The sequence below is a fragment of the Flavobacterium psychrophilum genome (assembly GCA_001708385.1).
GTDB lineage: Bacteria > Bacteroidota > Bacteroidia > Flavobacteriales > Flavobacteriaceae > Flavobacterium > Flavobacterium psychrophilum_A.
This window is the reverse complement of record CP012388.1, coordinates 3,642,516-3,656,915: the sequence shown is the minus strand read 5'-3', so window position 1 is coordinate 3,656,915 and position 14,400 is coordinate 3,642,516. Positions and strand designations below refer to the sequence as shown.

Here is a 14,400-nt window from a genome sequence, read left to right as displayed (position 1 = left end):
CAGTGCAATCATTACGATCGCTACAACAAGCAGCAGGTGTATAAATGCACTGCCAACGTGATAGGCAAAGCTGCCCAGCGCCCAAAGGACAACCAGTATAACAGCAACTATATATAATAAATTTCTCATAGCAATTTTTTTAGGTGCATTACGCTTTAACAGCGTCTACTTTTTCTTTTGTCATTTTAGCATGCTCTAAGTGTTTTCTTAGCTCAGGAAGCATGTTCGCAGCCCACATTCTGATATCAGCATCGGTAGCTTTTTCAGAAGCTTTCTCCATTTTGTCAATCATTTTTTCGTGACCGTCTACCATTTTGTCAGCGTATGCTTTGTCAAAATCATGACCTGATTTATCGTTAAGATCTTTGTAAGCATCCTGTCCTTTTTCTGTAAACGATTCAGGAAGGCTTATGTTTTTCTTAGCAGCAGTTGCTTTTAGATCGGCAAGTGATTTTGTGTGTGCGTCGATCATCATTTTTGCTAATGCTTTTACATCTGCATTAGTGCTTTTTGTCTGAGCCAGTTTACCCAACTCAATTTCTTTCATATCTACTTCTGCAGCAGCAACGAGATAATCAGAGTCTTTTTCTTTGTCGTCGTTAACGTCGTCAAATTTTGCTTCATTTTCATCTTCTGCAACTTCCTTTGGGTCTTCCTGTTTTGGCTCTTGCTTACAAGATTGCATTCCGAAAGATAAAGTTACAATAGCTGCTCCTAAAAGCGCTTTACTGAATAGTGATGTCCTTTTCATAATAGGTATATTTTTTTGTTATTGTTTGTTCTATACGAAATTAACACATAAAATAGCACGCCGTTGTTAGGGTTATCACAATAAGTGTTAGCGAAATACTAAAACATACATTGTCGGTCAAAAGAGAACAATTCAAGGTGCACCCTGTTCTGGATAGTATAGCAATAAAGGCGTTAATATTAAATTCCTCTTTAATTTCATCGGACTTTAAGATAACTGACTTTATTTTCTATGTCTTGATCTAGTTTTGGAAACCTACAAGGAAGCCGATCTTTAATGAGCCAAAAGGGGTATCCTGCTTTTAATGTCGTACGATTTAGCTTGTCTAACAAATTTATGCCATTTCATTGTGAGTGATTTAGCAGGAAATAAAATATAGGTTTTATTTAACTGTTGTTCTAACGCAGAAAAAATGCATAGTTTTGCAGTATAAATCCCTGAAATGATAAACCCATCTGCCAGCGGCTGGATCGACAAGTTTTTTGCACAGCTAAAAAACAAGCTTCCCGTGCATGCCAACTCCCACGACTTTTACAGATCGGTACGGGATAGCGGTTTTATATACGGCCATGTGGTGTCTTTCAGTAACATAGATGCGAAAGAAACCAAAGGATGGACAACGGAGGAAATTACAAAGGTTGCCCTGCTGAATACATTATATGATGTATACCGCCTGGTGAACAAAGAAGACAACCATACCGATTTTATTGCAAGCCTGATTGCCTTTTATAAAGAGATGACACCCGAAGGTTTTACTTTCTTTAAAAAAGTTTTGCCCGCATCATCTAAAAGCCATCAGCTGGAAGAAATTCTGGATGAGCGTATTCAAACGAATGACAACATTATAAGCCGAAGCTTCTCGCACATACTTACAAATGCCCTTTTGTTTATGGATGTACTTGCCTACCGCCAGTACCTGCTTAACGACGAGATTCCGCAAAAGTACCTTAAGAAGCTCGAAGAAACGGTTATGAGCATAGTATCGTTAGCTTTAAAGACTAAAGAACAAAGGTCAACTTATGACGAACTGCTTATCAAGCTGTTTGAATCATCAGTACGCTATACCAAGTTCTCAAAAATCGACACCGACGGCCTGGAAAAACTGGAGTTGGATTATTTCGGCTCTAAGCCGGAAAAAAATTATCTGCTGGATATGGCTGGTATGGCAATATGGAGTGATGGCAAAGCACAGAAAACCGAAATAGAATTTCTGTACAAGCTATCGGAACAAATGGAAATACACGATGATATTGCCGCCGAAAGCATTGCCTCGTTTGATGTTTTCATAAAATTGAATCGTAAAGAGCTTCCGTTTTTCAGATACAGCAATCCTGTGAAGCATTTTTACGATCATGCATCGCAAAACGTAATGCTGCTTATTAACCGAAATAAAAACCGACTTATAAAAGAGCTATCCAATAACGGTGAGCTTATGCTACTCCTAACCCACTCCACCCACAGGACACTAGACGAGAAAGAGAAGAAAAAAATAAAGAAACAGCTGCTTGAAATTTGTAAAACAGTTCCATCTCTTACTATCTTCTTATTACCCGGCGGAAGCCTTTTGCTACCGCTATTAATAAAATTTATTCCGCAATTGTTGCCTACTGTTTTTAACGAAAACCTTGACAATGAGTAAATGCAAAAAAAATGACAGCGAACCAGACTTTGTAAATATTATTGTTTTTATATTTGAAATTCTAACCTGCTTTTTTGAATAAAAAACCGCCTTTACAGGCGGTTTTCTTTATTCAATTACCTACAGTTTAAATATTAGTTGGTCTACCAGGCTAAGGTCGCCATTGTCGCAATAGTTTACTTCGAGGTCTTTTACTATGCCACTATCCAGGCCGTATACCCAGCCATGAAGACAAAGTTCCTGCCCTTGCTTCCATGCGTTTTGTACGATAGACGTTTTTGCCAGGTCACTAACCTGTTCCTTTACGTTAAGCTCCACAAACCTGTCAAATCTTTTTTGTTCATCTTCAATCCCATTCAATTCTGCGTGATGATGCCTGTAAATGTCTTTGATGTGTCTGATCCAGTTGTCGATCAGACCGATGGAATCGTTGCCCATTGCAGCTTTTATACCCCCACAGCCATAGTGTCCGCAAACAATAACATGTTGCACCTTGAGTACATTAACGGCATAGTCAAGTACGCTTAGCATGTTCATATCAGAGTGAATTACCATATTGGCTATATTTCTGTGCACAAACACTTCACCCGGTTGCGCACCAATAACCTCATTTGCCGGAACACGGCTGTCAGAACATCCAATCCATAATAAAGGTGGCGACTGGCCTTTTGCCAACTTAGCGAAATATTCAGGGTCCGAGCTAAGTTTAGTTTCAGACCATATTTTATTATTGTCTAATATTTTTTTATAAAATTCTTCAGCGCTTTCGTGTGTATTATTGTGTTTATGTGCCATAATATTATTATAATGTTTCTGCATCTGCAGAAGTGTTTTCTTTATTTTTTTTACTTTTTTTCTCTTTGTGCTCTACAAACACATTGTGTCTGTTTGTTTCAGAATTTTCAAGTTCGTATGCCTTTTTAAAGCCAACCAGTTTTACTTTCACATTCATTTCTATTGATTTGATATCCCTGAACTCCTCTATAAGATCCAGTACGTCATGGGCAATATAAACCGTATCTGAAGCATCTATAACTACTTTAGAATTCTCAGGTATGTCATTCAACGTAGACTTAATAGCTGCTTTATTAAGGAAAGACACCTCCTGCGCAAGATCAATGTGAATAATATCGCCTTCTGCATATTCTTCTTTCCTGAAATTGTATGCCCTTTTTAGGTTACCCCTGAGTACGAATATGATACTTATCACCATACCTAAAGCAACACCTTTAAGCAAATCTGTAAATACTACCGCCAGTAATGTAGCAGCAAATGGCACAAACTGATATTTACCTTTATGCCAAAAATGCAGCACTGTGGCCGGCTTCGCAAGCTTGTAACCTACAAGTATAAGTACGGCTGCCAACGTAGCTAACGGTATTTTGTTCAATAAAAATGGTATAGCAAGCACACAGATAAGCAACAGTACGCCATGTATAATTGCTGACATCTTCGTTTTAGCACCTGAATTGGCATTCGCCGAAGAACGCACCACTACCGAAGTGATAGGTAATCCACCGATAAGCCCGCTTAAAATATTACCAATCCCCTGGGCTTTAAGTTCCCTGTTAGTGTCGGTATAACGCTTTTGAACATCCATCCTGTCCGATGCTTCAATACACAAAAGAGTTTCGATGGATGCAACCACCATAATGGTACCGGCAGTAATCCATACCTTGGTATTTCCTATAGCACTAAAATCAGGAAGCACAACAAATCCTTTAATATCAGCAAACGACTCGGGTATTGGTAATGTCACAAGATGTGTCTTTGTTAATTGAAAATCGCTACCGGTGCGTATAAATATTTCGTTGATAACAATACCGGCTGCTACAGCAACAAGTGCTCCAGGAAGCAGTTTAAGGCGTTTTAAGGCTGGAATTCTGTCCCACGATATAAGTATCGCCAAAGAAACCAATGCTATGATCACAGCACCACCTTCAAAACGGCTTATAATATCCGGAATATCCGAAAAAGGGTTGCCGCCGTCAAGCCTTAAAAGCGACTCGTCGCCTTCGTTGGTCTTGTCGTAACCTACCGCATGCTCAAGTTGGTTAATAATGATGATAACACCAATACCGGCAAGCATGCCCTCTATAACATTAGACGGAAAATAATTAGATATGCTTCCTGCTTTAATAAAACCAAGCACAAGCTGAAATATACCTGCCAGTACAACGGCAAGCAAAAAAGTCTGGAAAGAACCCAGTGCGGTTACCGCGGTAAGCACAATGGCTATCAAACCCGCAGCGGGACCGGAAACACTAACATTAGAATTACTAAGGCTACCAATTACGATACCTCCTATAACCCCAGCTATGATACCCGAAAGTGGCGGCGCATTTGAAGCCAGTGCAATGCCCAGGCATAATGGCAGTGCCACTAAAAATACCACTAAGCCCGATGGAAAATCGGCCTTAAGGCTGCCAAAAAGTTTTGTTTTTTTTGTCATATCCGAAAAGTGTAAAATACAATTACGCCCCTAAACGCCTGTGCGCTTAAGCAGCTGCCTGTAAGGGCACGCAAATTGAATTATACCTGTTCGGGAGGCGGTGAGCATATTTCACCGGAAATAGAATCATGTTTTCCGCGGTTTGCAGAAAATATTATAGCCGTTTTCTTTGCGGGCATAAATAAAGCAAGCCGCAACTCTGTAGAGGGTGCGGCTTTAACTTCTTTTATTTCTTTCTGGATTTCTTCTTCTGTAAGGCTGTAAACCATAGACATGTCTGCGTCATCCTGTAGCAGGCTCACAATGGTTGGAGCTGCCAAAAAAGTCAGGAACAGAAATAATACTATGTTTGCAAAAAACTTCATGATGGCGAATATACGGATTTAATCGTATCAAAATTTACGCCAAAGTGTAACTTTTGTATTAAATTTCTTCCTCACTCCAGGCCTTCATCATCCACATGGTTTTCTCCTGTTCTTTAATGAAATCACTCATCATAGAGTTAGTACCTTCGTCGTTGATCTTGTCTGTCTCGTCAAGAATAACCCTTTCGATTTTAAGAAGGTCGGCGATAGAAGAAATGATAAGGTGAACCGCTTCTGTATCTTTAGAAACATTCTTACCAACTTCAAGCCTGTTATTGGCAATATAATCTTCAAAAGTATGCAGTGGCGTAGCACCTAATGTAAGTACACGTTCGGCAATCATATCAATTTTTAATTGTGCATCGTTGTATAATTCTTCAAATTTTACATGAAGGTCAAAAAATCGCTTTCCGCGGATGTTCCAGTGAATACCGCGTAGGTTTTGGTAGTATATCTGAAAGTTTGAAAGCAATATATTAAGTTCTGCTGCAATAACTTCAGTTTCTTTTACCGGTAAGCCCAATATGTTTGTGGCGTCGTCTTGTTTTTTAGTTTTCATTGTACTTTATTTTGTTTGTATGGATATATTTTTATTAGGATAAATCTACCCTAAAATTAATAATTTAAAGAATAGGAAATATCAATAGTTTTTATAATTTTATCATAAAAATCTATATAATGACTATTACTCAGTTACACTATGTTTTAGCTGTTGCCGAACATAAAAATTTTACCCTTGCCGCCGAAAAATGCTTTGTAACCCAGCCAACACTGAGTATGCAGATACAAAAACTGGAAGAAGAGCTTGATGTACAAATTTTTGACCGTAGCAAAAAACCAATTCAACTTACTGACGTTGGACAGAAAATAGTGCAGCAGGCTAAGAACATTGTAAACGAGTCAGGCCGGATAAAAGATATCGTAGACCAGCAGAAAGGTTTTATTGGTGGCGACTTTAGGGTGGGAATCATACCGACAGTTATGCCTACTCTATTACCAATGTTCATGGCTAATTTTATAAACAAATACCCGAAGGTTAACCTTATTATAGAAGAACGCCCTACTGAAGAAATTATCAAACAATTAAAAAACGGACAACTGGATGCTGCTATCGCCGCTACCCCGCTTGACGAAGAATCTTTAAAGGAGATCGTTCTTTACTATGAGCCTTTCGTGGCTTATGTACCGGAGAATAATCCGGCATATGCAAAAAAAGAATTTGAGGTAGAAGATCTGGAAGCTAACCTTAATAACATATTGCTGTTACAAGACGGACACTGTTTCCGTAACAATGTATTGAACATTTGTAAAGCCACATCACTAATTAGCGAGAACCATTTTCAGATTGAAAGCGGAAGCTTTGAAACAATGGTAAAACTTGCAGATGAAGGTTTGGGGATGACATTACTGCCTTACCTGCATACTTTAGATATGGAAGGCAAACACAAAGATAAGCTTCGACAATTTAAAGAACCAAAACCATCGCGCGAGGTAAGCCTTATTTACTCTAAGAAAGAACTTAAGTTACATATAATAGACGCACTACGTACAACTATAGCAGGTGTGGTTAAAGGTGCTATAACTTTCCAGAATGTAGAAATTACAAGTCCGCTTAACAGGAAGTAATTTAAAATTAAAGCAAAAAATTAGGAGCCCTTTTTAGGCTCCTTTTATTTTTTATTCTTCAACGTGAATAAGGCAGGCTTTCAATTCAGGTTTCCCTGTAGTAAAATTATTAAGCCACTCTACAAGTTGTTCAATTTCGTAAGGTAAAAGTATTTTAATTGCTTTCTCCACTTCCTTACAAAACAGTATAGGGTCGAAGCTTACGCTTTCTAAAATTTTTTGAGTATAGCTAAACATAGGTCTAGTCATGATGGTTCCGATTGTTTTTTAAAGTTGCAGGTGATAAGAACGAATAAGTAAATGTACATAAAAATATTCTTCTAAAACGAAATAGTTAATAATAATTATTAGTTAAAATTCGGAATACAATAATATATTAACAATTTATTAAGATTTAAATGCGATTAGCATTTCTCTCTTTCCCGGTGGGCCTGGAACTTTTTTGGTTTGGAAACCCGCTTCAATCATAGCCTTCTTAATAACTGTTCTGCATGCATAGGTTACCAATATGCTGTCTTTTTTCAACGCTGCGTACATTCGTTTAAATATGTCCTCGCTCCATAATTCCGGTTGCACCGAATATCCAAAAGCATCAAAATAAATAAGGTCAAATACCTCTTTATCATCTATTTCCTGAAAAAATTGCTTACGTTTGGTTAGACTGAAATTATCGGATAGTTGTGTAGTTCTTCCCCACTCCGCATCATGCATTTGCTTGAATACACCGGCATATTCTTCAGCTTTAAGCTGGCCAACATAGTTAAGAAGCGGTGCTTCATCCTGAGTTACCGGATAAGCCTCTACTCCCGTATAATTGATGACCTGTCCCGATTTCTCGGTCTCAAGAAATGTTATGTAAGCGTTAAGGCCAGTACCAAAACCAATCTCTAAAATAGCAATGGACTGCCCCTCTGTAAGAGCCAGACCATTTTGTATGAACACATGGTATGCTTCCTGAATAGCGCCAAACTTAGAATGGTAGGTTTCCTGCATCTCCGGAAGCAGTATTGTAACCGATCCGTCTTTCGTTGTAATAATTTCCCTTTTCAATTATTTTATGTAAAGTTTTTTAATGCGCGGTATAGGACCTTCACATTTTTGCTCGTGGCATTTAACACAGGCAGAAACTGCGTCGTTAAAATGTTTTTTTGCATTAAGCGAATCATTATAGATAAGCTCCTGGGCTTCGAGGAAGTTAGCAGCCTGAAGCTTAAAAAAAGCATCATTCTCGCTTTCATCTGTCATTGCCGAAGCATGTATCCTTAAAAAATGCTGCGGAAAGTTACCAATAGTATCGCCTTTTGCTATTCGCTCTTTAAGCCTCATGTTGTCTACATACATCTGCTCCATAAGGGTAGCCATTTCAGACATCTCGTACATCTTAAACTCCTTTTCGGCAGGAGTCTTTTTTTCCGGCTCAGCTTTAACAGCTTCGGCTTTCCTTTCGCATGCCGTAAAGATAAGCACAACAACGACGGGCAGCAATAAAAATCTCTTCATTATTTACGTATTAGTACTCCGTCTGCCAAAAATTTATATTCAAATTCAGGCTCGGTGATCTTAGCTATCTCAGCTTCTGATTTTCCGCCATCTTTAGCATAATGCCTGAGTTGCGCTACCGAAGTCTCGCTAACAAATGCTTTACCGCTAACAATAGCTTCTTGGTTATCTGCATTTAGCGGAACAAAAAAAGCGTAGTCTTTAAACTTCACGAAAGACTCTTTTCCTCCGGGCAGCTCCATGGCCATCCAGCAGCCTTTTTTCTTGCACACCTCCTTTATTTTAGATTTGAATTTTACGTTAAGCGTATCACCCACTTTAAGCGATTTGTATTTTTTGATCATGTCGTCTTTTGAGATAGCTTTGTCAGCCAGTATCTTATCGCCAAAAGAAGCATAGTCTACTTTTATTTCTTCAACAGGCTTCACTCCTTTAACCTCAATTTCTTTTTCAACGTTTTTTACAATTTCCGTTTCATTAGTTTCTGATACCGATTCTTGAATAGCAACAGTATCCGATACAACAGCAATACTGTCTGTAGCAGGAGTCTCAATTACAGTACTTTCTTCTGTAACTACTTCTGTTTCTTTATTTTTTTGACAAGCAGCGAGAACAACTATTGCGATTGCCATTACGATTGATTTTTTCATTATTTAACGAAAATTAGATTTTATGTTACAAATTTATACAGATTCTTTAACCACGCAAATGTCAGGGGGTTATTTCGTCGTTTTATTGCACTTTCCTATATCAAATTTATTTTTAGACATTCAAAATTAGCGTTAAAAGCCTCTATAAGATGATTTTTTAGTAAATTTGCAATAACACGACCTAAACATATTGACTAATCCGAAAACAAAATTTAATGAGTAACAACGCTACTGATGGCATTATCATCAACAAAGTAGATACTACAAAAATTGGAACTGTAGATTTTGAAAACCTGCCTTTTGGTAACACCTTTACAGACCATATGCTACTTTGTGACTTCAGGAACGGAGAATGGGAAACACCTGTAATTAAACCTTACGAGCCATTTCTTATAGACCCGTCTGCAAAAGTATTCCATTACGGACAGGCCATCTTTGAAGGTATGAAAGCCTATAAAGACGAACACGATGACGTGTGGCTTTTCAGACCGGACCAGAATTATGAGCGTTTCAACAAATCTGCTATACGTCTTGCAATGCCAGAAGTTCCCGAAGAAATTTTCATGGGCGGACTTAAAAAGCTTTTAGAAATTGAAAAAGAATGGGTAAAAAAAGGTAAAGGTAACTCACTATATATCCGTCCTTTCTTAATTGCTATAGGATCTGGAGTTATAGCGGCTCCATCTACACAATACCGCTTTATGATTATTCTTTCACCCGCTAAGTCTTACTACTCCGGCGAGGTGAAGGTTATTATCGCAGAGCATTACAGCCGTGCTGCCAATGGTGGTATAGGTGCTGCTAAAGCAGCAGGTAATTATTCGGGGCAGTTTTACCCTACTAAACTAGCTAACGAAGCAGGTTTCCAGCAAATAATCTGGACAGACGATGCTACACACACTAAACTTGAAGAAGCCGGTACTATGAATGTGTTCTTCAGGATTAACGATACTCTTTATACCGCTCCAACCAGCGAAAGAATTCTTGACGGTGTGACACGCAAAAGCCTTATCGACCTTGCTAAACGCGAAAATATCAATGTAGAAGTACGATCTGTACTTGTATCTGAGCTTTTAGAAGCAGCAGGCAACGGTTCGCTTAAAGAGATTTTCGGAGCAGGTACTGCTGCTGTAGTCAACCCTATTGTAGGCTTTAGCTATCAGGATAAATATTATGAGCTTCCTAAAATTGAAAACTCTATAGCACTTGAGCTTAAAGATAAACTAAACAACATTCAATATAAACTGGCAGAAGACACCTTTGGGTGGACGGTTAAAGTTTAATTGTTTTTCGAACTTAAGGTTGCAGTTAACTGAAAACCACATAAAAACCGGGTTAATCCCGGTTTTTTATGTTTAAAAAGATTGTTACCGGAGGCGGACAACCAATAACTATTTAAGTATCTCTTCGAAATTTGGCCTGAAATAGTTTGGCCCCTTCATTACCTTACCATCTTCGCGGTAAATAGGCTTACCATCGGCACCCAATTTACTCATATTGCTTCTCTGAATTTCATCAAACACTTCTTCTATCTTGTACTGTAGCCCGTGGCTTATAATAGTACCGCATAATATGTAAAGCATATCGCCAAGGGCATCGGCAATTTCTACAATGTCGTTATTCTGAACCGCTTCGTAGTACTCTTCATTTTCTTCTTTCATCAGGTTATAACGAAGCAGGTTTACTGCATCGCCTAGGGTCGCTTTTGGTATTTCGCTTACGCCAACTCCAAAAGAAGTATGAAATTCTTTTACAGCGTCTAATTGTTTTTTCATTTTATAAAAATTTGTGAACTAAAAATAGTTATAAATAAGAGCCTGATATTGTACATTTGCAAAAAGATTTCAACATGTTCACATCGGGACAAATTTACTTCGCCATATTTTTCATTGTAGTTTTTGTTATTGCAATGATATACGTTTATCGTAAAGACCTTAAACTGCATAAAAAGCATTATAAAGGTACCTATAAAATCCTTATAGCATTTCTAACCTTTATAGCATTGCTATTCGTACTAAAAGCTTACATGAAAGAATAACCTTAATTAATTATACTAAAAATCCCCACTAATGGGGATTTTTTTTTATACTTACTTTTTGAAATTTGCAAACATTAACCATTAAATACAATACACATTATGCCAGACTCAATCGACACTTCAGACAAAACGTATACTTTAAGCTCGGACACGAGCAATTACGGCGTAAAAAAAGGCTTACTAAACCTGTTACTACCTACGGAAGATCCTGAAAACCCTTACTTATTTACTATTTATGATCTTTCTCAGATAGTAAACGGACAGAAGTATAATGCTCTTTTTGTATGCATGAAGAAAACGGATGATAATGGCGAGGATCTAAGTAGTTACGATAATGATGCGACGATACACAGCTATCCGTTTATGTTTAATCAATGTACTTGCCTTGATAACTTAGCTACATATTCTTCTTTTGACAAATTAGACGAAGATATAGAGTCTTTCGTAATTATATACCATGATACTTCTGATGACGAATTGGAAAGAAGATCAGACGCAGAAAAAGCATTTGACGAGGTTCCCGCAATTTATAACAACCTTATACTAAACGGCAACTTTCAACAAACTATGGAGTTAACCGCAAATAAACCAAGAAAAACAGGAGTAAGCCGTATTCCAAAAATTTAATATGATAAAGCCTTTCAGTAAAGTATTTTTTTTCCTGCTTATAAATTTGTTTATAAGCAGGGCTTTTTGCCAATCGCGTTATTCTGAAAATCTTATTTCTATTAGAAAAGAAATTGATTTAGAAGAATATAAAAACACTGCGACCAAGCTAAAAAAAATAAATGAGTCGAAACTCTCAAAACCTGATAAGGCTTTATATAATCTGTTATTCGCAAGATTGTACGATTACGACGATGAATTTAGTAAAGCTTTTACTCATTTTAAATTAGCGAAAAAGCTTTATACAGAGGCAGATAGTACAGACATGGCCATGGAAACCAGCCGTTTGCTTTACAATCTTATCTCCTCACAGGAAAACAGCCCAACATCTTACAAACCTTATCTGGATGAGTATGTAGCTTACGCCAATAAAACTCGTAAACCACTACATTTATCAAAAGCATATACTGCATTGGCTGAGGAATACATGGAAACTGAGCCGAAAAAAAGTATCATGTATTATCGCAAAGCAATGCAGCTGTATACTGATCTGGGCGACAAAAAATCAGCTTCATGGCTAAATACTCACATTGCTGTTGTCTACACAGAACACATACACAAACCTGATTCTGCACTCTACTACCTTGAAAGACAATTAAAGGATATTAAAAGCTTTGGTGATGTTGAAGATCTGCATTTTAATTATGTAAACCAGGCGGCTGCTTATCACTATTTAAAAAAATATAATAAAGCCATTGAATTTCTAAAAATGGCTGACAATCTGCCGTTAAAAAAATACCGTGGCACTATTAATGAATACATTAATGAAACTATTTATATAAATTATGATTCGTTAGGTGACTATGCCAATGCGTATAAGTACCTTAAAATATCAAAAATGTATGCGGACAGTATAAAAAATGCTGAACAAAATATTGCTATCAATGATATTCAGGTTAAGTACCAGACTAAAGAAAAAGAACTGGAAAACAACCTTTTAAAAAGTAAAGTAAAAACGAGTTGGATATTAATTTATTCGGGTATAATCGCTTTTATTGCCGTTTTGGTAATAGGATTCCTGATAATTAAAAATGCCAGAAGAAGGGAAAAAATATCCAAACAGGAAAAACTAATAGAACAGCAGAAATTTGAGAAAACTTTAAAAGAATATGAACTGCATAGCATAGATATTATGCTTGAAGGCCAGGAAAAAGAACGCCAGCGCATTGCGAACGATCTTCATGACAACCTGGGCAGCATGCTTGCAACCCTTAAGCTTAATTTTGAAAACCTTAAACTACGAAAAAACGAACTAAGGGAAGAAGAAAATAAACTGTACGAACGTACCGACGAGCTTATTGAAGAAGCGTACCAAAAGGTTAGGCGTATTGCACACGCTAAAAATGCCGGGGTTTTTGCCAGCGAAGGACTTATCCCAGCTATTAAAAAATTGGCAGATAAAATATCAATTCCCGGAAAACTCCAAATCCAGGTTGTTGCTTTCGGCTTTAACGAAAGGCTGGAAAACACTCTGGAAATTACTATCTTTAGGGCAGTACAGGAGTTATCTACCAACATTATAAAACACTCTCAGGCTAATGAGGCGACTATTCACCTTACTAACCATGACGAAAATATCAATATAATTATTGAAGATAACGGCGTTGGCTTTGACAGTAGCAAAGCAGATACAGCCGACGGAATGGGATTACAAAATATAAAGAAAAAGATAGCACAGCTTGGCGGTACGCTGGAAATAGACAGTACTCCGGGCAGAGGCACAACTATAATTATAGATATACCGATAAATGATTAATATTGTTATTGCAGAAGATCACCAATCGCTTATTGACGGAATAAAAATATTCCTGGAATATGAAGATGACATAAAAGTTGTTGGCGAAGCTAATGACGGCGAAAGGCTTTTAGAAATCGTAAGGCTCAAACAACCCGATGTCGTACTTACCGATATACGCATGCCGAAAATGGATGGTATTACCGCTACAAGGCATTTAAAAAAAAAATTTCCCAACACAAAGGTTATCGCATTTAGCATGTTCGAACAGGATGAGGCTATTACACAGATGCAGGATGCAGGAGCATCGGGTTATATTATGAAAAACTCATCGCTTAAAATTGTATTGGCGGCAATACGATCTGTTATGAATGGGGAAACTTTCTTTGATTCCAGCCTTAAAAATACCAGCGCAAAAAAGAGTGATAACGATGTACCGCTTAGCAAACGTGAACTGGAAATAGTGAAACTTATCGGCGAAGGCAAAACTTCTCAGGAAATTGCAGAGATATTATTCATAGGTAAGACCACGGTAGACACCCATCGAAAAAACATACTTAAAAAATTAAGCCTTCAGGGTAAAAGCGAGCTCTTACGCTATTCCATGGAAAAAAAATACGATTTCTAAAACCGTTTAGGATTACAAAACGTATAAAAAATACCCACTTATGGGTATTTTTTTGTTTTATATCATATTCCATATTTGCAATACCAATACAAACAACCATGACTACATTAACCAAATTATCCTTGTTAATTAAAAAATTTATCGTCTCAATACTTCCGGGCAAAAGAAAAAGTGCTTTTGCCAAACAAAGGCGATACCTGAGAGGCGACTACAATATTTTTTAGTTGTCGGTAATTGCAGTTATCTATACTTGAATATCCGCCACTTAGAAATACATAAAGTCAAAAACCAACCGGTTATCAATCAAAAACCAATCAGTGAACACTCTTTAAAAGAGTGTTTTCTGGTTA

General features: G+C 37.4%; 17 protein-coding genes. 7 read left to right on the top strand and 10 right to left on the bottom strand.

Annotation, left to right across the window (positions count from 1 at the left end; genetic code table 11):
• Nucleotides 1-148 precede the first annotated feature (148 nt).
• On the bottom strand, nt 149-751 hold the full coding sequence (locus ALW18_16135; protein ID AOE53898.1) for a hypothetical protein: 603 nt from the start codon (nt 749-751) through the stop codon (nt 149-151).
• Nucleotides 752-1,193: 442 nt separating this feature from the next.
• Between ALW18_16135 and ALW18_16130 the strand changes: the two genes are divergently transcribed.
• Nucleotides 1,194-2,390: a hypothetical protein gene (locus ALW18_16130; GenBank protein AOE53897.1), complete on the top strand. Its 1,197-nt coding sequence runs from the start codon at nt 1,194-1,196 to the stop codon at nt 2,388-2,390.
• Between the two features lie 120 nt (nt 2,391-2,510).
• Here the strand turns inward: ALW18_16130 and ALW18_16125 are convergent, their stop codons facing one another.
• From ALW18_16125 to ALW18_16110, 4 genes are all read right to left on the bottom strand, one after another.
• Nucleotides 2,511-3,185, bottom strand: a complete 675-nt coding sequence (locus ALW18_16125) for a carbonate dehydratase (GenBank protein AOE54452.1) — start codon at nt 3,183-3,185, stop codon at nt 2,511-2,513.
• 7 nt (nt 3,186-3,192) lie between these two features.
• Entirely contained in the window at nt 3,193-4,842 is a 1,650-nt protein-coding gene (locus ALW18_16120) for a hypothetical protein (protein ID AOE53896.1), read from the bottom strand.
• 80 nt (nt 4,843-4,922) lie between these two features.
• Entirely contained in the window at nt 4,923-5,207 is a 285-nt protein-coding gene (locus ALW18_16115; protein AOE53895.1) for a hypothetical protein, read from the bottom strand.
• 58 nt (nt 5,208-5,265) lie between these two features.
• Complete coding sequence (locus tag ALW18_16110; GenBank protein ID AOE53894.1) at nt 5,266-5,766, bottom strand: DNA-binding protein; 501 nt, start codon at nt 5,764-5,766, stop codon at nt 5,266-5,268.
• A 119-nt stretch (nt 5,767-5,885) separates the two neighbouring features.
• On the opposite strand from ALW18_16110, the gene ALW18_16105 reads away from it, so the two are divergent.
• A complete protein-coding gene (locus ALW18_16105) occupies nt 5,886-6,833 on the top strand; it encodes a transcriptional regulator (GenBank protein ID AOE53893.1) in 948 nt (315 codons plus the stop codon).
• A gap of 51 nt (nt 6,834-6,884) precedes the next feature.
• Here ALW18_16105 and ALW18_16100 read toward each other — a convergent pair whose 3' ends face one another.
• The 4 genes from ALW18_16100 to ALW18_16085 all read right to left on the bottom strand — a co-directional run bounded on the left by ALW18_16100 (nt 6,885) and on the right by ALW18_16085 (nt 8,800).
• The gene (locus ALW18_16100; GenBank protein AOE53892.1) at nt 6,885-7,082 is read right to left on the bottom strand and encodes a hypothetical protein; all 198 of its coding nucleotides are present in this window, start codon (nt 7,080-7,082) and stop codon (nt 6,885-6,887) included.
• A 138-nt stretch (nt 7,083-7,220) separates the two neighbouring features.
• Nucleotides 7,221-7,883, bottom strand: coding sequence for an SAM-dependent methyltransferase (locus ALW18_16095; protein ID AOE53891.1), 663 nt, complete (start codon nt 7,881-7,883; stop codon nt 7,221-7,223).
• Nucleotides 7,884-8,318, bottom strand: coding sequence for a hypothetical protein (locus ALW18_16090; protein ID AOE54451.1), 435 nt, complete (start codon nt 8,316-8,318; stop codon nt 7,884-7,886).
• Between the two features lie 14 nt (nt 8,319-8,332).
• Nucleotides 8,333-8,800, bottom strand: coding sequence for a branched-chain amino acid aminotransferase (locus ALW18_16085; GenBank protein ID AOE54450.1), 468 nt, complete (start codon nt 8,798-8,800; stop codon nt 8,333-8,335).
• A 398-nt stretch (nt 8,801-9,198) separates the two neighbouring features.
• Between ALW18_16085 and ALW18_16080 the strand changes: the two genes are divergently transcribed.
• Nucleotides 9,199-10,266, top strand: coding sequence for a branched-chain amino acid aminotransferase (locus tag ALW18_16080; GenBank protein AOE53890.1), 1,068 nt, complete (start codon nt 9,199-9,201; stop codon nt 10,264-10,266).
• A gap of 108 nt (nt 10,267-10,374) precedes the next feature.
• Here ALW18_16080 and ALW18_16075 read toward each other — a convergent pair whose 3' ends face one another.
• Nucleotides 10,375-10,758, bottom strand: coding sequence for a hypothetical protein (locus ALW18_16075; protein AOE53889.1), 384 nt, complete (start codon nt 10,756-10,758; stop codon nt 10,375-10,377).
• Nucleotides 10,759-10,832: 74 nt separating this feature from the next.
• Here ALW18_16075 and ALW18_16070 point away from each other — a divergent pair, with 74 nt between their 5' ends.
• The 4 genes from ALW18_16070 (at nt 10,833) to ALW18_16055 (ending at nt 14,050) form a co-directional block, all read left to right on the top strand.
• Nucleotides 10,833-11,021 (top strand): hypothetical protein, encoded by a 189-nt coding sequence (locus ALW18_16070; GenBank protein ID AOE53888.1) that lies wholly within the window; start codon nt 10,833-10,835, stop codon nt 11,019-11,021.
• Between the two features lie 99 nt (nt 11,022-11,120).
• Nucleotides 11,121-11,648 carry a hypothetical protein gene (locus ALW18_16065; GenBank protein AOE53887.1) on the top strand — a complete coding sequence of 176 codons (528 nt, stop codon included), beginning with the start codon at nt 11,121-11,123 and terminating at the stop codon, nt 11,646-11,648.
• 1 nt (nt 11,649) lies between these two features.
• Nucleotides 11,650-13,443, top strand: coding sequence for a hypothetical protein (locus ALW18_16060; GenBank protein AOE53886.1), 1,794 nt, complete (start codon nt 11,650-11,652; stop codon nt 13,441-13,443).
• Nucleotides 13,436-14,050 (top strand): chemotaxis protein CheY, encoded by a 615-nt coding sequence (locus ALW18_16055; GenBank protein ID AOE53885.1) that lies wholly within the window; start codon nt 13,436-13,438, stop codon nt 14,048-14,050. Before ALW18_16060 ends, ALW18_16055 begins: the two co-directional genes overlap by 8 nt.
• Nucleotides 14,051-14,400: the final 350 nt, after the last annotated feature.

Coding starts and splice junctions, on each gene's coding strand:
- ALW18_16135 (AOE53898.1), bottom strand. CDS start 751: ATGAAAAGGACATCACTATTCAGTAAAGCGCTTTTAGGAGCAGCTATT.
- ALW18_16130 (AOE53897.1), top strand. CDS start 1,194: ATGATAAACCCATCTGCCAGCGGCTGGATCGACAAGTTTTTTGCACAG.
- ALW18_16125 (AOE54452.1), bottom strand. CDS start 3,185: ATGGCACATAAACACAATAATACACACGAAAGCGCTGAAGAATTTTAT.
- ALW18_16120 (AOE53896.1), bottom strand. CDS start 4,842: ATGACAAAAAAAACAAAACTTTTTGGCAGCCTTAAGGCCGATTTTCCA.
- ALW18_16115 (AOE53895.1), bottom strand. CDS start 5,207: ATGAAGTTTTTTGCAAACATAGTATTATTTCTGTTCCTGACTTTTTTG.
- ALW18_16110 (AOE53894.1), bottom strand. CDS start 5,766: ATGAAAACTAAAAAACAAGACGACGCCACAAACATATTGGGCTTACCG.
- ALW18_16105 (AOE53893.1), top strand. CDS start 5,886: ATGACTATTACTCAGTTACACTATGTTTTAGCTGTTGCCGAACATAAA.
- ALW18_16100 (AOE53892.1), bottom strand. CDS start 7,082: ATGACTAGACCTATGTTTAGCTATACTCAAAAAATTTTAGAAAGCGTA.
- ALW18_16080 (AOE53890.1), top strand. CDS start 9,199: ATGAGTAACAACGCTACTGATGGCATTATCATCAACAAAGTAGATACT.
- ALW18_16075 (AOE53889.1), bottom strand. CDS start 10,758: ATGAAAAAACAATTAGACGCTGTAAAAGAATTTCATACTTCTTTTGGA.
- ALW18_16070 (AOE53888.1), top strand. CDS start 10,833: ATGTTCACATCGGGACAAATTTACTTCGCCATATTTTTCATTGTAGTT.
- ALW18_16065 (AOE53887.1), top strand. CDS start 11,121: ATGCCAGACTCAATCGACACTTCAGACAAAACGTATACTTTAAGCTCG.
- ALW18_16060 (AOE53886.1), top strand. CDS start 11,650: ATGATAAAGCCTTTCAGTAAAGTATTTTTTTTCCTGCTTATAAATTTG.
- ALW18_16055 (AOE53885.1), top strand. CDS start 13,436: ATGATTAATATTGTTATTGCAGAAGATCACCAATCGCTTATTGACGGA.